The following is a 17,566-nucleotide window of genomic DNA, read 5'->3' on the forward strand; positions in this document are numbered from 1 at the left end:
CCCGGTGAGGTTGTTGCCGTCGCGGTCGTTACGGCCTATTTGGGGGGCGACCGAACAGGAAATACCATGTCGCTGAACCCGATCCGCCCCTGGCGCAACATAGAAAGACGCAAGTCGCGCCAGATCATGGTCGGCCGCGTGCCGGTTGGTGGCGACGCGCCGATCTCGGTCCAGACCATGACCAACACCGACAGCGGCGATGTGCGCGCGACGCTGGCACAGGTGATTGCCGCCGCTGATGCCGGTGCCGACATCGTGCGGATCTCGACCCCGGATGAGGCCTCGACGCGGGCGCTGCGCGACATCTGCCGCGAAAGCCCGGTGCCGATCGTCGCCGACATCCATTTCCACTACAAGCGCGCCATCGAGGCGGCCGAGGCCGGCGCCGCCTGTCTGCGCATCAACCCCGGCAACATCGGCGATTCCGCCCGGGTGCGCGAGGTGATCCGCGCCGCCCGCGACCACAACTGTTCCATCCGCATCGGCGTGAACGCCGGGAGTCTGGAACGTCACCTTCTGGAAAAATACGGCGAGCCCTGTCCCGACGCGATGGTGGAAAGCGGGCTTGATCACATAAAACTGTTGCAGGACAACGACTTTCACGAATTCAAGATCAGCGTGAAGGCCTCGGACGTGTTTCTGGCCGCCGCCGCCTATCAGCAACTGGCGGACGCGACCGACGCCCCGATCCATCTGGGCATCACCGAGGCCGGCGGATTGCGCGGCGGGACGGTCAAATCGGCCATCGGCATGGGCAACCTTCTGTGGATGGGCATCGGCGACACGATCCGGGTCAGCCTGTCCGCCGATCCGGTCGAAGAGGTCAAGGTCGGGTTCGAATTGCTGAAATCGCTGGGCCTGCGCACGCGCGGCGTCCAGATCATCTCTTGCCCAAGCTGCGCCCGGCAGGGGTTCGATGTCATCAAGACCGTCGAAACCCTTGAAAAGCGGCTGGAGCACATAAAGACACCGATGAGCCTGTCGATCATCGGCTGCGTGGTCAACGGCCCGGGCGAGGCGCTGATGACCGATCTTGGATTTACCGGCGGCGGCGCCGGTTCGGGCATGGTCTATATGGCCGGCCGCCAAAGCCACAAGATGTCCAACGCCCAGATGATCGACCACATCGTCGAACTGGTCGAGGAACGCGCCCAAAGCATCGAAGCGGCGGCCGACGAGGCGGACGCGAAGGACGATCAGCCCGCCTGACCTGGAAAGCCCGCCCGACCTGGAAAGGCCCGCCCCGGAACCGGGTTGGCGTCGGTACGGGGGGGCGCCTTCAGGTCCCGATCAGCCCTTGGCTTCCTTGCGGGCGTCTGCCACGGCCTTGGCCATCTCATTCTCGGGCAGATAGCCGCGCAACATGACCGGCCCGACGACAAAGGTCGGGGTGCCCTGAATCCGCATCCGCTCGGCCAGTTGGGCGTTCTTGCGGATGACGGCGGTCACCGATTCCTCGTTCATGCGCTTGGTCACCGCATCGGGATCCTGCCCCAGATCGGTGGCGATCCGGCGCATCGTCTCAAGCGTCATGGCCCCGCGCATCGTCATCAGCTCGTCATGGACCTTTTTGTAGACCTCGGGCCCGGCGATCTGCTGCATGGCGATGGCGAAGCGGCTGGCAAGCACCGATTCCTCGCCCAGAATCGGAAATTCCTTCAGGATATAGCGGATGTTGCCATCTTTCTTGACCAGCGCATTCACCTCGTTGAAGGCCTTGCGGCAATAGGTGCAGCGGTAATCAATGAACTCGACCATGGTCAGGTCGCCCTCGGGGTTGCCGCCGACCCAGGAATAGCCGTCCGAAAAGATCTCGTCCTTGTTGGTCTGGACCAGAACCCTGTCATTGTCGGATTGGGCGGCCTGCTGACGCTGCTCGTACACCTGCATCGCCTCAAGCAGCACCTCGGGGTTTTCCAGCAGATAGCTGCGCACCGCCTCGCCAAAACCCGCCTTTTCATCGTCGCTCATGGCTTTCGGATCGAATGCCAGCGCCGGTGAGGCGATTGCGGTGGTCATCAGAACCAAGGCGGCCACGCGGGGCATAGCGGCGATACGGGACATGGCGGGCATCCTTTGCGGGCGACACAGAAAACGTGCGGCGAACTTGGCCGCAATGACCGGGCTTGGCAAGGCATCAACGCTTTTGTGAGCGGTTGACCCGCGCCGGCGCGCAGAGGAAAAGGGAAAGAAAACACGGGACAGAACAAGGCGGAGGGCAGGCAATGCGGCAGTCACGGCGCGGTCAGGTCGACCCGTTCATCGTCATGGACGTGATGGAACGCGCGCGGCTGGCCGAAGCGTCCGGGCGAAAGGTCATCCATATGGAGGTCGGCCAGCCCTCGACCCCGGCCCCGGCACTGGCAAGGCAGGCGCTGGCAAAGGCGCTGAACGCGGGCGAGATGATGGGCTACACCGTGGCGCTGGGGCTGCCGGCGCTGCGGCAGGGCATCGCGGAGCTGTACCGGCGCTGGTATGGCGTCGATCTGGACCCGGCGCGGGTGGTGATCACCTCGGGTTCGTCCGCCGCGTTCATCCTGACGTTTTCGGCGCTGTTCGATGCCGGCGACCGCGTGGCTTTGGGCGAGCCGGGCTATCCCAGTTATCGCCAGATCCTGCGCGCCATGTCGCTGACCCCGGTCGGCATTCCGACCAGCGCCGCCGACCGTTATCAGCCGCGCCCGGATCAGATCCCGCGGGATGCGGCGGGGCTGTTGATCGCCTCGCCCGGCAATCCCTCGGGCACGATGCTGGACAAGGCGCAGCTTGCCGCGCTGGCCAGCCGCTGCGCGGCCGATGACATCGCGCTGATTTCCGACGAGATTTATCACGGGCTCAGCTATGGCCGGAAATGCCATACCGCGCTTGAGGTGACCGATGAGGTCTTCGTGATCAACTCATTCTCGAAATTCTTCTCGATGACCGGCTGGCGGATTGGCTGGATCGTGGTTCCCGAAAGCCATATCCGCACCGTCGAACGGATCGCGCAGAACATGTTCATCTGCCCCTCGCATCCGGGGCAGGTGGCGGCGCTGGCGGCATTGGGGGCCGAGGATGAGCTGCGCCGGCATCTGGCGGTCTATGCCGATAACCGCGCGCTTCTGATGAAGGCGCTGCCGGCGATGGGTTTCGCCGATATCGCGCCGCCCGACGGGGCGTTCTATATCTATGCCGACGTCTCGGCCATGACCGACGACAGCCTTGCCTTTGCCGCCGAAATTCTGGATCGGACCGGGGTCGCGGTGACGCCGGGACTTGATTTCGATCCGGTCCGGGGGCGGCGGACACTGCGGTTTTCCTATGCCCGCGCTACGTCCGAGATCGCCGAGGGGATGACGCGGCTGGCCCGTTTCATGGCGTCGCGATGAGACCGCTGGCGCTTGTCCTGCTGATTCTGGCGGTGATCCTTGGCGTCGGGTCCGCCCAAGCCAAGGGCGAATCCGGACTGGCACGGCTGAACCTCGACCAGTCGCGGCTGGAGTTGCAGGGCAGGGACCGGGGCCGCCCGCGGCCCATTGACCTGACCCTGTCGCTGAGCCAGCCAGTGCCTTACCGGGTCATGCTGATCGACGGGCCGCCGCGCCTTGTGGTCGATTTTCAGGAGGTTGATTTCGCCGGCACCCGCACGACCGACCTGCCCGGCGCCGATGCCATGCCCGGCCTGCGCTGGGGGCCGTTCCGGCCGGGATGGTCGCGTCTGGTGCTGGATCTGGGATCCACCTATGCGCTGAGCACCGCCAGCATGGACGCGACCCGGGCGCAGGGCGGCGCATTGATCCGCATCCGGCTTGATCCGGTCGCGGCCAAGGATTTCCGGCCCCGCAGCGGCGCTGCCTTTTCGGCGCTTTGGGACCTGCCGCAGCCGGCCGAGGTGCCACCCATCGCAGGGCGCGGCGCGCGCGGCGACGGCGCCCGCAAGCTCACGGTCACGCTGGACCCCGGCCACGGCGGCTTTGATCCCGGCGCACAGGCCGATGGCGCGACCGAGGCGGTGCTGACGCTGGTCTTTGCCCGGCAGCTTGCCGAAAAATTGACCCGCGCCGGCGCCGAGGTGACGCTGACCCGGCGCAAGGATTCCTTTGTACCGCTGGAACAGCGCATGACCCTTGCGCGGACATCGGGGGCAGATATTTTCATCTCGATCCACGCCGACGCGCTGCCCGAGGCCGACCGCCTTCTGGGCGCACGGGGCGCCACCATCTATCTTTGGGATGAGAAAGCCGACGATCGCGCCGCGCGTGAACTGGCGATGCGCCACGACCGCGCCGATCTGCTGGCCGGTATCGACCTGCGCGGCATCGACGATCAGGTCGCCACGGTGATGATGGACATGGCGCGGACCGACACCCAGCCGCGGGCCCGGAAACTGGCCGAGGCGATGGCGCAAAGAATGGGCGACAACGGGATCGGCATGCATAAGCGGCCGGTGCAGGGGGCGGCGTTCTCGGTTCTGAAATCGCCCGATTTCCCCTCGGTCCTGCTGGAACTGGGCTTTCTGACCGACCCGCTTGACCGGGCCAACCTGACCGACCCGGCATGGCGCACCCGGGCGGCGGATGCGGCGGCGGCGGCGATCATGAAATGGGCACGCGACGATGCCGCCGCGGCGGCGCTTTTGCGCCGGTGACCCGGTGTTCCTGACGGTATCTTGCTTTGACCTGACCGGACGCCCGGTTTAATAAGCGGTTCCATCCTGAAAGGGCCCTGCCGCGTGCTTCGTTTCGTCCTGTCCTTCTTTGGCGCAATCTTTAGCTGGGTTGTGACCGCCGCGTTTTTCGCGGTGCTGACCATTGGCGGCATCTTCTGGATCTATTCCCAGAACCTGCCCAGCCACGAGCAGCTTGCCAGCTATGCGCCGAAAACCATCAGCCGGATCTTTTCGGGCGAGGGCAAGCTGATCGACGAATTCGCCGAGGAGCGGCGGCTTTTTCAGCCCATCGAGGAAATACCCGATCTGGTGAAGGCGGCCTTCATCTCGGCCGAGGACAAGAATTTCTATCACCACCACGGTTATGACATCCGGGGCATGGCGGCGGCGGCCTTGCAGGCGTTGAAGGGAGACCGGCTGCGCGGCGCCTCGACCATTCCGCAGCAGGTGGCCAAGAACTTCCTGCTGTCCTCGGACCGCTCGGTCGAACGCAAGATCAAGGAACTGATTCTGGCGACCCGGCTGGAACAGTCGCTGGGCAAGGACCAGATCCTTGAACTGTATCTGAACGAGATCTTCCTTGGTCAGAACAGCTATGGCGTGGCGGCCGCGGCGCGGACCTATTTCAACAAGACCCTGTCCGAACTGTCGCCAAGCGAGGCCGCGGTTCTGGCCTCGATGCCGCAGGCGCCGTCGCGTTCGCTGGTGCGCGACAAGGATCGCCTGACCGAGCGGCGCAATTACGTCCTGAACGAGATGTTCCAGAACGGCTATATCACCGAAGCCGTCTATACGGCCGAAAAGGCCCAGCCGTTGCGCTCGGTGCAGAACGGCGATTATCCGGCGTTCCGCAACCAGTTGCCGCCGCGCGATTATTTCACCGACGAGATCCGCCGTCAGCTTTCGGACCGTTTCGGGCGCGAAGAGTTTTTCAGCGGCGGCCTGTCGATCCGGGCGACGGTCGATCCCGACATGCAAAAGACCGCCGCGAAGGCGCTGCAAAACGCGCTGGAAAGCTATGATCGCGGCACCGGCGTCTGGCGCGGCACCCGTCAGACCATCGCCCCCGAGGATCTGCAAAGCGAAGCCGCGTGGCGCGAGGCGCTGTTCAAGGCGCCGGTGCCGCGCGATATTCCCGGCTGGTATCCGGCCGTCGTCCTTGCGCTTGGCGACAGCGACGCCCGCATCGGCATCGAGGGGATCGAGGAGGACGCCGACGGGCACTGGATTCCGGCCAAGGACGTGCAATGGGCCCGCAAACGGCTGCCCGACGGCAAGCTGGCGGCCAAGGCCAAGGTCGCAGGCGATCTTGTCGACGTGGGCGACGTGGTGCTGGTCCGCGCCATGACCGACGACAACACCGGCAAGTTCATCCGCTGGAGCCTGCGGCAGGTGCCGGCGATCGAGGGCGGCTTCATGGCCATGGACGTGAATACCGGCCGCGTCATGGCGATGCAGGGCGGTTTTTCGTATCAGTCCACCGACTTCAACCGCGCCACGCAGGCCCAGCGTCAGCCGGGCTCCAGCTTCAAGCCCTTCGTCTATGCGGCGGCACTTGATTCCGGCTTTACCCCCGCCACCATCGTGGTTGACGGCCCGATCGAGGTGAACACGCCGCAAGGTCTGTGGCGGCCCAAGAACTCGTCGAACAAGTTTTATGGCCCGACACCGCTGCGCACCGGGATCGAACAGTCGCGCAACCTGATGACGATCCGTATCGCGCAGGAAATCGGCATGGATACGGTGGCGAAATACGCCGAGAAATTCGGCGTATATGACAAGCTGTCGCCGTTCCTTGCCAATGCGCTTGGCGCGCAGGAAACCACGCTGTTCAAGATGGTCGCCGCCTATGCGATGATCGCGAACGGGGGCGAGCGGGTGCAGCCGACGCTGGTCGACCGGGTTCAGGACCGTTTCGGCCGCACCATCTATCGCCACGATGACCGCAAATGCGACGGCTGCACCATGGGCACGCTGCCGCCGGGCGCCTCGCCGCATATCACCTCGAACCGCGAGCGGGTGCTGGACGCGGTCACCGCCTATCAGGTCACCTCGCTGATGGAGGGGGTGGTGCAGCGCGGCTCGGGCAAGGGCGTGAACCTGCCGGTGCCGATCGCGGGCAAGACCGGGACCACCAACGACGCCAAGGACGTGTGGTTCATCGGATTTTCGTCGAACATCGTCGCCGGGTGCTATCTGGGCTATGACCAGCCGCGCACGCTGGGGCGCAACGCCTTTGGCGGCACGCTTTGCGTGCCGGTGTTCAACGCCTTCATGCGGCAGGCGATCAAGGAAACCGGCGGCACCAAGTTCCGCGTCCCGCCGGGCGGCCATTTCGTCAAGGTCGACCGCTTTTCGGGCGCCTTGCTGCCCGACAACGCATCGGGTGCGAACGTGATCGCCGAATATTTCCGCGACGGCACCGGGCCGGGTGACGGCATCGGCAGCATGATGGTCGTCGACGGGGGTTGGAAGATCAGCGAGGATCTGCCGCTGATCACGACCTCGGCGAATGCCGGCGCGCGTGAGGTCACGACCTCGACCGGCAAGAAAAAAGTCATCCCGCGCAAAGCCGATTTCAACACCATGTCCTCGGGCGGGCTCTATTAACCTTGGGCCCGCTTGCCCCTATCTATGGGGCGGGCTATCAGCCGTGTCGCTGAACCAAACCGTCATTTCTTCTGCCAAGGACCGATGCCATGCGCGCCGAAACCCAGACCACCGTCGATGCGATCCGCAAGTCGCTGCGGCTGCTTGGCCAGCGCATGGATTGGGAAACCGCGCCGCACCGGCTTGAGGAAATGAACGCGATGATCGAGGACGGCGATCTTTGGTCCGACCCGGCCCGCGCGCAAAAGCTGATGCGTGACCGGCAGATGCTGCTGGACGCGGTGACGACCTATCGCAAGATCGAGACGGATCTGTCCGACAACGTCGACCTGATCGAGTTGGGCGAGGCCGAGGGCGACGACGAGATCGTCTCCGAGGCCGAGGGATCGTTGCGCGCGCTGTCCGAACTCGCCGCCGCCAAAGAGGTCGAGGCGCTGCTGAACGGCGAGGCGGACGGCAACGACACATTCCTTGAAATCAACGCCGGCGCCGGTGGCACGGAAAGCTGCGACTGGGCGTCGATGCTGGCGCGCATGTACACCCGCTGGGCCGAGAAAAAGGGCTATACGGTCGAACTTCAGTCCGAAACCGCGGGTGACGAGGCCGGCATCCGCTCGGCCGCCTACAAGATCAGCGGGCCGAACGCCTATGGCTGGCTGAAATCGGAATCGGGCGTGCATCGGCTGGTGCGGATCAGCCCTTATGACAGCGCCGCGCGGCGCCATACCTCGTTTTCGTCGGTCTGGGTCTATCCGGTCGTCGACGACAATATCGAGATCGACATCCCGTCCAACGACATCCGCATCGACACCTATCGCAGTTCGGGGGCGGGCGGGCAGCACGTCAACACCACCGACTCGGCCGTGCGGATCACCCACCTGCCGACCGGCATCGTCGTGACCAGCAGCATGAAATCCCAGCACCAGAACCGCGAGGCCGCGATGAACGCGCTGCGCTCGCGGCTGTATCAGCAGGAACTGGACCGCCGGAACGCCGCCGTCAACGCGCAGCACGAAGCCAAGGGCGATGCCGGTTGGGGCAACCAGATCCGGTCCTATGTCCTGCAACCCTATCAGATGGTGAAGGACCTGCGGACCGGGGTCGAGACCAGCGACACCCAAGGGGTTCTGGACGGCGATCTGGATGCGTTCATGGCCGCGACACTGGCGCTGGACGTGGCGGGCAAGACCCGGGCCGAGGCGACGGCCGAGGATTAATCCGCCCTGCCTGCGGCCCAGAAACCGACCGCCTGCGGCCCGATCCGTTCGACCGCGCGCTGAAAATCGGGCGCGCGCATGGTCGGGGGAATGGCGGCCAGCAATTCTTCAAGCAGCGACGGCGGGCAAAAGTTGTGATGCCGCCGCAGCGCCAGCATCTCGGCCCGCAGGGTTTCGCGGTCGGGCCAGGGCAGGGGTGCGGCTGCGCCGTCCCAGCGCCAGACGAAGATCGCGCGCAGGACGGCGGGCAATTCGTCGGCAAAGCGCAGCCCCTCGGCCACCGTCAGCCGGGCGCGAAAGCTGGTCAGCACCGCCTCGGTCCCGGTGTAAAGCACGTTGTCGGATTCGATCAGCGTCGCTTCGCGCAGGTCTTGCAGATAGGCCCGGAACTCCGCGCTGGCATGGCGGTAGGTGTAGGGCATCGGCATGGTCTAGCGCCTTTCGGTCGCGATCCGCAGCGCCAGCCCGGCCAGCACGGTGCCCATCAGCCAGCGCTGCGCCCGTGCCCAGCCGGGATGGCGGGTGAGAAAGCCGGCAACGCCCCCCGCCGTCAGCGCGATCATCGCATTCACCGTCACGCTGATCACGATCTGCACCGTGCCCAGCGTCAAGGATTGCAACAGGACCGAGCCATGGCCGGGCTGGATGAATTGCGGAAACAGCGACAGGTACAGCACCGCGGCCTTGGGGTTCAGCAGATTGGTCATCAGCCCCATCAGAAACAGTTTGCGCGGCCGGTCATGGGGCAGATCATGGGGCAGGTCGCGGACCTGAAAGGCCGAACGCCCGCCGGGCCGCACCGCCTGCCACGCCAGCCATAAAAGATAGCCCGCACCCGCCAGCCGCAGCGCGTCATAGGCGAAGGGCACCGCCATCATCAGCACGGTGATGCCGAAGGCGGCCGAGAGCATATAGACGACAAAGCCCGTCGCCACGCCGGCAAGCGAAATCAACCCCGCCACCGGCCCCTGCGTCACCGAGCGCGAAATCAGATAGATCATGTTCGGCCCCGGGGTCAGCACCATGCCCAGGGCGATCAGGGCGAATGCCGCAAGATGGGCGGGATCGGGCATGTCTCACACTCCGTTGATCGCCGGGGGCCGATTGGGCGGAACAATCCGCCCGCCCATGCGCTGTAGATCGGTGGCCGATCCCAATGCCGCCGGTGGCCGGACCGGTTTTCATATTGCGTTGCGGCCTGTTAGGCTGCCTGCGACGTTAAGTCGAAAAGAAACGAGGGACAATATGGCCAAGGCCAAACGCATCAACCTTGCGCTTCAGGGGGGTGGCTCGCACGGCGCCTTTACCTGGGGCGTGCTGGACCGCCTGCTGGACGAACCGGGGATCGAGATCGCCTCGGTCAGCGGGACGTCCGCCGGGGCGCTGAACGGTGCGGCGCTGAAGGGCGGGCTGTCGGCGGCGCCGGGCAAGGCGGGGCGCGATGCGGCCAAGCGCAACCTGCGCCACATCTGGTCCGAGGTCGAACAGCTGAGCGACAACCGCGTGGTGCGCTGGATGACCTCGGTTTTCCCGCTGCCGCGCGCCATGCAACGCTGGGCCGAGTTCTTTTCGCCGGCGGCGTGGCTTGACAATGTGACCCGGGTGTTCAGCCCGTATGATTACGGCCTGTTCTATTCCAACCCGCTGCGCCACATCATTCAGGAAATGCCCTTTCCCCGCGTCGATATCGACGCCGGCCCCCGGTTTTTCGTCACCGCGACCAATGTGCGCACCGGCAAGATACGCATCTTTTCAGGGGCGGAAATCACCGCCGACGCGATCATGGCCTCGGCCTGTCTACCGAACCTGTTCCGCGCGGTCGAGATCAGGGATCCCGCCACCGGCACGCATGAAGCCTATTGGGATGGCGGTTATTCCGGCAACCCGGCGCTGTTTCCGCTGTTCCACCCCGATCTGCCCCGCGACATCGTGATCGTGAACATCAATCCGATGCTGCGCGAGGCCATTCCGAAAACGCCGGCGGCGATTCAGGACCGGATCAACGAAATCAGCTTCAACGCCTCGTTGCTCAGCGAGCTGCGCGCGATCAGCTTTGTCAAACGGCTGTTCGCGCAGGGCCGGATCGACGAAGGCGCGATGAAGAACGTGCTGGTCCACATGATCATGGACGACAGCCTGATGAATGACCTGACGGCGCGTTCAAAAGTGACGCCGTCGCCGGGGATGATCGAGGTCATGCGTGACGCGGGCTGGAATGCGGCCGAAAAGTTCCTGTCGGAAAGCGGCGGCAATCTGGGTCAGCGCGACTCGATCGACATCCCTTCGCTGTTGTCCTGAAGCGCCGCCTTGCTGCGGTCGGGCGGATAGACCAGCCCGGCCGATATGATCAGCTTGGCCGCATCCTCGACCGACATGTCCAGCACGATGACATCCGGTTCCGGCACGAACAGCAGAAAGCCCGAGGTCGGGTTTGGCGTCGTCGGCAAAAAGACCGCGATCAGCCGCTCGCCATTCGGGCCGCGGCCGCCCAGCTCGCCCTTGGCCTCGCCCGAGATGAAGCCGACGCCCCAGATGCCCTTGCGGGGATATTCGATCATGCAGGCGCGGTCGAACTTGGCGTCACCCTGGGCCAGAAGCGTCTCGGCGATCTGCTTGATGCCGCCATAGATCGACCGGACGATGGGCATACGGTCGACGATGTTTTCGCCGATGCGGATCAGGCTGCGGCCGATGAAGCCCTTGGCCAGCCAGCCCACGATGACGGTGAAGACCAGAAAGATCAGCACGCCGACACCGCGCAGGTTCAGCCCGAAATAGCGGTCGACATGCAGTTGCTGGGGCACCAGCGGCAATACCACGCTGTCGATCCAGCCGATCACCGACCAGATCAGCCAGATCGTCAGCCCGATCGGCGCGATCACCACCAGCCCGGTCAGGAACGAGGCGCGCAGCGCGCCAAGGAAGGTCCGCCGGCGCGGCGCGGGATGCGGGTTATGCGCCGGATTCAGGTCCGGGATGTGGTCGTTGGCGGGCATCGGACACCTTGAATGCAACGCGCGCACAATGGCGTGACCAAGGCACCCGAGGTCAAGCGAAATCGCCCCTTGGGATGAACAATTAACCGTTGGCGCCGCCAGCGTCAAAGTCGGCAGCAAAGGCTGCGGAAAAGGCGGTGGCGATCGCCGCGCCAAGCCGGGCGTTGTTCAGCACCAGTTCGATATTCGCCGCCAGCGAGCGGCCCTTGGTCAGTTCGAAGATGCGCGACAGAAGAAACGGCGTCACATCCTTGGCCGCGATCCCCTGCTGGGCGGCTTCGGCCAGCGCGGCCTCGACCGCCGGCATGATCTCGGCGCGCGGGATCTCGGCCTCCGGCGGGATCGGATTGGCGACCAGTTGGCCGCCCTTCATCCCAAGCGTGTCGCGGATCAGGGCGGCGCGGGCGATCAGCGCCGGGTCATCCATGCGCAGCGGCGCCCCAAGACCCGAGTCGCGCGACCAGAATGCGGGAAACGCGTCCTGCCCGTAGGCGATGACCGGCACCCCAAGCGTCTCAAGCACTTCCAGCGTCTTCGGCAGGTCGAGAATCGCCTTGGCGCCGGCGGCGATGACGGTCACCGGCGTGCGTGACAGTTCCTGAAGATCGGCCGAGATGTCAAAGCTGGTCTCGGCCCCGCGATGGACGCCGCCGATCCCGCCGGTCGCGAATACCCGGATGCCGGCCAGTTCGGCGCAGATCATCGTGGCAGCGACGGTGGTCGCGCCGGTGCGCCCCAGGGCGAGCGCGGCGGGCAGATCGGCGCGGGACAGTTTCATCACCTGATCTTGCGGGGTGCGTGCCAGCGCCTCCATCCGCGCGGGTGTCAGGCCGACGCGGATCCGCCCCTCCATGATCGCGATGGTGGCGGGGGTGGCACCGTGATCGCGGATCTCCTGCTCGACCCTGCGGGCCATCTCGAGGTTCTGGGGCCACGGCATGCCATGGGTGATGATGGTCGATTCCAGTGCCACGACGGGCTGGCCGGCATCAAGCGCGGCCTTGACCGAGGGTTCGATCGCCAGCGGCAGAGCGGGGGCGGGGTTTGTCATGCAAGATCCTTTCCACTGACATGGGCGGCGGCGGCTTCGGTGGCGCGGTTCAGCGCTTGCTGTCGCGGCGCGCCCTGACGGCCTGCGACGATATGGGTGGCGAGAAAACAGTCTCCGGCCCCGGTCACCCGCCGCACCTGTATCCGCGGCGGTTCGGCGGTCAGAACCGGGCCGTCCGAGACCGCCTCGGCGACAGGGCCGGGACCATCGGTGACCAGCACATGGCGGGCGCCGGCGGCGATCACGGCGCGCGCGGCCTCGGCCGCGTCGGCTGGTTCGGTGCCGGTCAATATCGCGGCCTCGGCCCGGTTCAGATAGAAGGTGGCCCCCGGCGCGGACAGAAGCGGCCGCAGCCGTTCGGCCTTGCCGGGGCTTGCCGGGACCACGCGCAGATCGGCGGCGGCGAAGGCCGCATCGCGGGCGATCTTTCCCAAAAGACCGGCGGTCAGATTGCCGTCAAGCACGATCGGCCCCGTCCATGGCTGATCCGGCGTGCCAAGCCGCCCGTCGCGCAATGCCGCCAGAACCGCCGTGCCGGCGGCTTCCAGCGAATGGGCGTCGGCGATGGCGGCGACCAGACCCCGGCCATCCTCGACCGCCATATAACAGTCGGTGGGCAGCCGGGGGTCACGGTGCAGCCATTCGGTCCCGACCGAAAGCGCCTGAACCGCCTCGATCAGCGCCGCGCCCTGCAGGTCCTGCCCCACGGACGACAGCACCGCCGGCCGCATCCCCAGCCGCGCCAGCGTCGCGGCCACGTTGAGCGCGACGCCGCCCGGAACATGCAGGATGCGCCCGGGCACATCGGCGCCGTAAGGCATCGGCGCGGGCGTGCGGCCGATCACGTCCCACAAGACAGCGCCGATGCAGAGGATGTCTGGGCGGGCGGGGGACATGGGTTCGGCTTTCTTCACGGTTCTGCGCGGTTTCCCGCGCCGGGATGACTGGCGGCTTACCGGGCGGCTTCGGGCGGCTTACTGGGTGCTCGGCGTCAGCCGGGTGATGCCCACGGCGCCAGCGCGGGCAAGCTCGGGGTCAAGCGACATGCCGATATATTCCCCGCGCCGCCACAATTCGGCAAGGTCGTCGTAATGCCGCGACAGGGGATGGCCCGACTGCCCGGTCGAGATGATAAAGACCGAACTGTCCGGGTCGGCCAGATCATAGACCCCGCGATAACCCGCGCCGGTGATATTGCGCCATGCGTCACGCCCGCGCCCCAGTATCCCGGCCTTGGCCATGGTGAAATCCCCGCCCGAGGTCGATTGCTGGATGTCGAATATCGACCGCAGCCCCGGCACCCGACCCAGCGCCGGATGTAACTGGATCGCCTGATGCGCGTCGCCCCAGCGCCAGCTTGCCACATCATCGCCATAGCGCGACGACAGGTCGAGCAGCGCGGCATCCAGCGACTGGCGCGCGATCGTGGCGCAATCCTCGACCGGGGCGGATTGGACGACGTCGCACCAGCGCGACGCGCCATTGGTATTACGGAACACCCGTTCGATGAACGCCGGCCGCAGCGCGGTCAGCGATTCGACCACCGGCCCCAGCTCGTCCCGGATCAGGCGATACTGCAACTCGGCCATCCACGCGGCATAGATCAGCGGCTCGGGCAGATGCTCGCTCATATTGCCGTCCCATTCGGCCAGAAGCGCCAGCGCATCCTGACGCATCCGCTCGGGGGTGCCGGTGGCGGCGGGCTCGCCGGTGAACCACAGGTCGGCCCCGGTCAGCGGCAGCAGCGCCCGGGCGGCGGGGCTGACGGTATCCAGCTGCGCGGCGATGAAGCTTTCCCGGGTGTGCACGTCGCGCCCCGCCATCAACCGCGACAACCGCTTGATCCGCTGTGAATCGCCCCAGTCATGGCCGAGGTTATCGGGGAACGCGCCGCCCGGCTGGGCATCGCCTGTGGCCTCGACGATGCCGGATTCCGGGTCGATGATGCGGGGCGCGCTGTCGGCCGGGCGCAGGCCCTGCCAGCGGTTTTCGGGCACCCAGCCGGGCGCCGGCATGCGGCCCGCCGTCTGATGCGCGGGGTTGCGGGCGGGCAGGGCGCCGGCCAGAAGCTCGGATACCCCGCCGCTGTCAGCGAGCGTCAACGAGACCGCCGGCGCCACCACAAGTGCGGCCGCCTTCATCGCATCATCGCGCCCCTGCGCCTTCATCAGCCCGTGAAGCGCACTCAGCGTGGTGTCGCCGGGCTGCGCGCCGGTCCATTGCAGGACGGCGACATGCCCGGGCGGCAGGACCGGCTCCAGCCCCAGCGGCGCCAGCGGCATGACCGGGCCGTTTTCGGTCCGGCGGAGCGTGATCGTCACCGGCTGGGCGTCGCGGATGCGGATGATTTCCTTGCGGCTTTCCATCGGCCGCCAGCCTTGGGGGGTGCGATAGCGGTTCGGATTGGACGGGTCCAGTTCCTCGATCAGCAGGTCCTGATCGTCGACATGGGCAGGGGTGATCCCCCAGGCGAGCTTGGGGTTCCGCCCCACGATCACCGCCGGAATGCCGGGTATGGTGCCGCCGATCACGCCGCCCGAGCGCAACTCGAGCCGCGCCAGATACCACAGCGAGGGCGCGGTCAGCGGCACCTGTATGTCATTGGCCAAAAGCGCGCCGCCCGCCGCCGTCCGGCGCGGCGCGGCTGCCCATGCATTGGCCGACGCCCCCATGCCCGGCGCCACGAAACCCGCAAGCATGTCGTCCCATTCGCGCGACGGGTTCTGCGCCGCATCGGTTTCGGGTTGCGGCAGCCGCAGACCCGGGAACAGCCGCGCATAGGCCGGCATCGGCGGTTCATCATCGCCGGCGACCAGATCGCCGCTGAACTGGGGGGACGCGATGGAAAGCCGCGCCCGCAGCACCTCGGACTTGGCCTGATCGGTCGCGGCGGCGGCCAAAAGGTTCAGGATGGCCAGCGAATCCGCCGGCTGCCACAGGGAAAAGTCGTCCGGGTAAAGGAAGAATTCGGGCGCGCCGCGGCCCATGGCGCCCTTGTTCACCTGCGCCAGCCACGCATTGACCCCGTCGGCATAGGCGGCCAAAGCCTCTTGCGTCTCGGGCGTCTGGGCGGCGACCTGCGCCTGCGCCGCGCGGTAAAGCCCCATCCGGCGCACCAGATCGTCGGCGGCAAAGGCGCGGGCGCCATAGATCTCGGACAGGCGCCCCTCGGCCGCGCGGCGGAGCAGCGTCATCTGGAACAGCCGGTCCTGCGCATGGGCCAGACCCAACGCGAAATAGACGTCGCGGTCGCTGGCCCCGAAGATATGCGGCACGTTTTCGGTGGTCCGCACGATCTCGACCGGGGCCGAAATGCCGCTGACCTGCAAGCTGGCGTTGTAATCCGGCAATGAGCGGATGGCGAAATACCACACCGCCAGAATACCAAGGACCGTCAGTATGATAAGGCCGATGGTCAACCGCAGCAGCCAGCGGAATAGCAAGAGCATCGGGGTCGCGTGTCCTGTCGGATAAGCTGTGGCGGGCCGGTTCGGGTTGACGCGGGCGCGCCCGCGATGAAACTCATGGGGTTACTAGGACGATCGCGCCGGCATTTCAACGCGGGACGATGCGTCGGATGGAAGCAACAACAGGGGTGTGGCAATGGCGAAACTGGCTTTTCTGGGTTTGGGTGTGATGGGCTTTCCGATGGCGGGCCATCTGGCGGCGGCCGGGCATGAGGTGACCGTCTATAACCGCAGCTCTGCCAAGGCCGACGCCTGGGTCGGGAAACACGGCGGAAAGTCGGCGCCGACCCCGCGTCAGGCCGCCGAAGGCGCCGGGATCGTGCTGGCCTGTGTCGGTAACGACGACGATCTGCGCTCGGTCTGTCTGGGCGATGACGGCGCGTTCGCCGGCATGGCGCGCGGCGCGATCTTTGTCGATCACACTACCGTGTCCGAGGCGGTGACCAAGGAACTGGCCGGAATCGCCGCCGAGGCCGGGCTTGGCTATGTCGACGCGCCGGTCTCGGGCGGGCAGGCGGGGGCCGAGAACGGGCAGCTTTCGATCATGTGCGGCGGCGACAAGGCACAGTTTGAAACCGTCCGCCCGGTGATCGAGACCTATGCCAAGATCTGCCGCCTGATGGGGCCGACCGGAGCGGGGCAGTTGACCAAGATGGCCAACCAGATCGCCATTGCCGGGCTGGTGCAGGGCCTGGCGGAATCGCTGCATTTCGCGCAGCGGGCGGGGCTTGGGATCGAGGAGGTGGTCGAGGTGATCAGCCAGGGCGCCGCCGGAAGCTGGCAGATGGTGAACCGCCACAAGACCATGGCCGCGGGCAAGTTCGATTTCGGTTTCGCGGTCGATTGGATGCGCAAGGATCTGGGCATCTGTCTTGCGACCGCGAACCAGAACGGCGCCAGCCTGCCGGTCACCGCGTTGGTCGATCAGTTCTATAAGGATGTTCAGAATATGGGGGGCGGACGATGGGACACGTCGAGCCTGATCGCGCGGCTGGACCGCAACGGCTGATCTTCAAAGGCGATGGCCGGACACCGAACAACCGGCTGCCGGTGCTGGTCCACCAAGGCACCGGGCTGACCGATGCCGGCGCCGCGCGTGACCGCCTTGCCGCCCATGGCTGGGGCGGGGCTTGGGTGAACGGGGTGTTCGATTACCACCACTATCACGCGACCATGCACGAGGTGCTGGTGGTGATCAGCGGCACCGCCCGGCTGATGCTGGGTGGCGCGGCCGGACAAGAGGTCGAGGTCGCGGCCGGCGACGCGCTGATCCTGCCCGCCGGAACCGGCCATTGCCGGCTGTCGGCCAGTGCCGATTTCCGCGTCGTCGGCGCCTATCCGGGCGGCGGCGCACCCGACATCCGCCGCGCCGATCCGGCCCTATACGCCGAGTCGGCCCGGTTGATCGAGGCAGTGCCGCGCCCCGACCGCGATCCGGTCACCGGCAGCGCGATCTGGACCTGACGCCGGATCGTGCGGTGGCATCGGCGGCGACGAGGGCGGTCAGTTCGCCTAGAGGGCGTCTTCATTCAGGCCAACCAGGCCATGGCGCATGCGATGGAGACGAAGGCCTTGAA

Annotated in this window: 15 protein-coding genes; 8 read left to right on the forward strand and 7 right to left on the reverse strand. The window is 66.3% G+C overall.

Annotated features, from left to right (window positions below; genetic code table 11):
- The first annotated feature begins 66 nt into the window (after nucleotides 1-66).
- The gene (gene ispG / locus ACFSCT_RS12205) at nucleotides 67-1,209 is read left to right on the forward strand and encodes a flavodoxin-dependent (E)-4-hydroxy-3-methylbut-2-enyl-diphosphate synthase (protein ID WP_379143125.1); all 1,143 of its coding nucleotides are present in this window, start codon (nucleotides 67-69) and stop codon (nucleotides 1,207-1,209) included.
- 81 nt (nucleotides 1,210-1,290) lie between these two features.
- On the opposite strand, the gene ACFSCT_RS12210 is transcribed toward ispG, so the two are convergent.
- A complete protein-coding gene (locus tag ACFSCT_RS12210) occupies nucleotides 1,291-2,064 on the reverse strand; it encodes a DsbA family protein (protein WP_379143127.1) in 774 nt (257 codons plus the stop codon).
- A gap of 161 nt (nucleotides 2,065-2,225) precedes the next feature.
- Here ACFSCT_RS12210 and ACFSCT_RS12215 point away from each other — a divergent pair, with 161 nt between their 5' ends.
- From ACFSCT_RS12215 to prfB, 4 genes are all read left to right on the forward strand, one after another.
- Entirely contained in the window at nucleotides 2,226-3,368 is a 1,143-nt protein-coding gene (locus ACFSCT_RS12215) for a pyridoxal phosphate-dependent aminotransferase (protein ID WP_379143128.1), read from the forward strand.
- The gene (locus ACFSCT_RS12220) at nucleotides 3,365-4,627 is read left to right on the forward strand and encodes an N-acetylmuramoyl-L-alanine amidase (protein WP_379143129.1); all 1,263 of its coding nucleotides are present in this window, start codon (nucleotides 3,365-3,367) and stop codon (nucleotides 4,625-4,627) included. Before ACFSCT_RS12215 ends, ACFSCT_RS12220 begins: the two co-directional genes overlap by 4 nt.
- 84 nt (nucleotides 4,628-4,711) lie before the next feature.
- On the forward strand, nucleotides 4,712-7,258 hold the full coding sequence (locus ACFSCT_RS12225) for a penicillin-binding protein 1A (RefSeq protein ID WP_379143131.1): 2,547 nt from the start codon (nucleotides 4,712-4,714) through the stop codon (nucleotides 7,256-7,258).
- An 89-nt stretch (nucleotides 7,259-7,347) separates the two neighbouring features.
- Complete coding sequence (prfB, locus tag ACFSCT_RS12230) at nucleotides 7,348-8,475, forward strand: peptide chain release factor 2 (protein WP_379143132.1); 1,128 nt, start codon at nucleotides 7,348-7,350, stop codon at nucleotides 8,473-8,475.
- Here prfB and ACFSCT_RS12235 read toward each other — a convergent pair.
- A complete protein-coding gene (locus ACFSCT_RS12235; protein WP_379143134.1) occupies nucleotides 8,472-8,903 on the reverse strand; it encodes a DUF2267 domain-containing protein in 432 nt (143 codons plus the stop codon). The two genes, prfB and ACFSCT_RS12235, sit on opposite strands and share 4 nt — an antisense overlap.
- Nucleotides 8,904-8,906: 3 nt before the next feature.
- Nucleotides 8,907-9,548, reverse strand: a complete 642-nt coding sequence (locus tag ACFSCT_RS12240) for a LysE family translocator (RefSeq protein ID WP_379143136.1) — start codon at nucleotides 9,546-9,548, stop codon at nucleotides 8,907-8,909.
- 172 nt (nucleotides 9,549-9,720) lie between these two features.
- Between ACFSCT_RS12240 and ACFSCT_RS12245 the strand changes: the two genes are divergently transcribed.
- A complete protein-coding gene (locus ACFSCT_RS12245) occupies nucleotides 9,721-10,773 on the forward strand; it encodes a patatin-like phospholipase family protein (protein ID WP_379143138.1) in 1,053 nt (350 codons plus the stop codon).
- On the opposite strand, the gene ACFSCT_RS12250 is transcribed toward ACFSCT_RS12245, so the two are convergent.
- The 4 genes from ACFSCT_RS12250 to ACFSCT_RS12265 form a co-directional block, all read right to left on the reverse strand.
- Nucleotides 10,734-11,471 (reverse strand): DUF502 domain-containing protein, encoded by a 738-nt coding sequence (locus ACFSCT_RS12250; protein WP_379143139.1) that lies wholly within the window; start codon nucleotides 11,469-11,471, stop codon nucleotides 10,734-10,736. The two genes, ACFSCT_RS12245 and ACFSCT_RS12250, sit on opposite strands and share 40 nt — an antisense overlap.
- Nucleotides 11,472-11,553: 82 nt before the next feature.
- Complete coding sequence (locus ACFSCT_RS12255) at nucleotides 11,554-12,522, reverse strand: pseudouridine-5'-phosphate glycosidase (protein ID WP_379143141.1); 969 nt, start codon at nucleotides 12,520-12,522, stop codon at nucleotides 11,554-11,556.
- Nucleotides 12,519-13,418 carry a PfkB family carbohydrate kinase gene (locus ACFSCT_RS12260; RefSeq protein ID WP_379143143.1) on the reverse strand — a complete coding sequence of 300 codons (900 nt, stop codon included), beginning with the start codon at nucleotides 13,416-13,418 and terminating at the stop codon, nucleotides 12,519-12,521. The genes ACFSCT_RS12255 and ACFSCT_RS12260 overlap by 4 nt, the downstream gene beginning before the upstream one ends.
- A 78-nt stretch (nucleotides 13,419-13,496) precedes the next feature.
- Nucleotides 13,497-15,971 carry a penicillin acylase family protein gene (locus ACFSCT_RS12265; RefSeq protein WP_379143144.1) on the reverse strand — a complete coding sequence of 825 codons (2,475 nt, stop codon included), beginning with the start codon at nucleotides 15,969-15,971 and terminating at the stop codon, nucleotides 13,497-13,499.
- 154 nt (nucleotides 15,972-16,125) lie between these two features.
- Between ACFSCT_RS12265 and ACFSCT_RS12270 the strand changes: the two genes are divergently transcribed.
- On the forward strand, nucleotides 16,126-16,998 hold the full coding sequence (locus tag ACFSCT_RS12270; RefSeq protein ID WP_379143145.1) for an NAD(P)-dependent oxidoreductase: 873 nt from the start codon (nucleotides 16,126-16,128) through the stop codon (nucleotides 16,996-16,998).
- Nucleotides 16,953-17,453 carry a cupin domain-containing protein gene (locus tag ACFSCT_RS12275; RefSeq protein WP_379143147.1) on the forward strand — a complete coding sequence of 167 codons (501 nt, stop codon included), beginning with the start codon at nucleotides 16,953-16,955 and terminating at the stop codon, nucleotides 17,451-17,453. Before ACFSCT_RS12270 ends, ACFSCT_RS12275 begins: the two co-directional genes overlap by 46 nt.
- Nucleotides 17,454-17,566: the final 113 nt, after the last annotated feature.

It is taken from the genome of Paracoccus pacificus (assembly GCF_042680785.1).
Taxonomy (GTDB): Bacteria; Pseudomonadota; Alphaproteobacteria; order Rhodobacterales; family Rhodobacteraceae; genus Paracoccus; species Paracoccus pacificus.

Bases quoted from the DNA above. Each gene is read 5' to 3' on its own strand.
- ACFSCT_RS12255 (WP_379143141.1), bottom strand. From the start codon at position 12,522: ATGACAAACCCCGCCCCCGCTCTGCCGCTGGCGATCGAACCCTCGGTC.
- prfB (WP_379143132.1), top strand. From the start codon at position 7,348: ATGCGCGCCGAAACCCAGACCACCGTCGATGCGATCCGCAAGTCGCTG.
- ACFSCT_RS12275 (WP_379143147.1), top strand. From the start codon at position 16,953: ATGGGACACGTCGAGCCTGATCGCGCGGCTGGACCGCAACGGCTGATC.
- ACFSCT_RS12245 (WP_379143138.1), top strand. From the start codon at position 9,721: ATGGCCAAGGCCAAACGCATCAACCTTGCGCTTCAGGGGGGTGGCTCG.
- ACFSCT_RS12220 (WP_379143129.1), top strand. From the start codon at position 3,365: ATGAGACCGCTGGCGCTTGTCCTGCTGATTCTGGCGGTGATCCTTGGC.
- ACFSCT_RS12215 (WP_379143128.1), top strand. From the start codon at position 2,226: ATGCGGCAGTCACGGCGCGGTCAGGTCGACCCGTTCATCGTCATGGAC.
- ACFSCT_RS12265 (WP_379143144.1), bottom strand. From the start codon at position 15,971: ATGCTCTTGCTATTCCGCTGGCTGCTGCGGTTGACCATCGGCCTTATC.
- ACFSCT_RS12240 (WP_379143136.1), bottom strand. From the start codon at position 9,548: ATGCCCGATCCCGCCCATCTTGCGGCATTCGCCCTGATCGCCCTGGGC.
- ispG (WP_379143125.1), top strand. From the start codon at position 67: ATGTCGCTGAACCCGATCCGCCCCTGGCGCAACATAGAAAGACGCAAG.
- ACFSCT_RS12250 (WP_379143139.1), bottom strand. From the start codon at position 11,471: ATGCCCGCCAACGACCACATCCCGGACCTGAATCCGGCGCATAACCCG.
- ACFSCT_RS12235 (WP_379143134.1), bottom strand. From the start codon at position 8,903: ATGCCGATGCCCTACACCTACCGCCATGCCAGCGCGGAGTTCCGGGCC.
- ACFSCT_RS12260 (WP_379143143.1), bottom strand. From the start codon at position 13,418: ATGTCCCCCGCCCGCCCAGACATCCTCTGCATCGGCGCTGTCTTGTGG.
- ACFSCT_RS12210 (WP_379143127.1), bottom strand. From the start codon at position 2,064: ATGTCCCGTATCGCCGCTATGCCCCGCGTGGCCGCCTTGGTTCTGATG.
- ACFSCT_RS12270 (WP_379143145.1), top strand. From the start codon at position 16,126: ATGGCGAAACTGGCTTTTCTGGGTTTGGGTGTGATGGGCTTTCCGATG.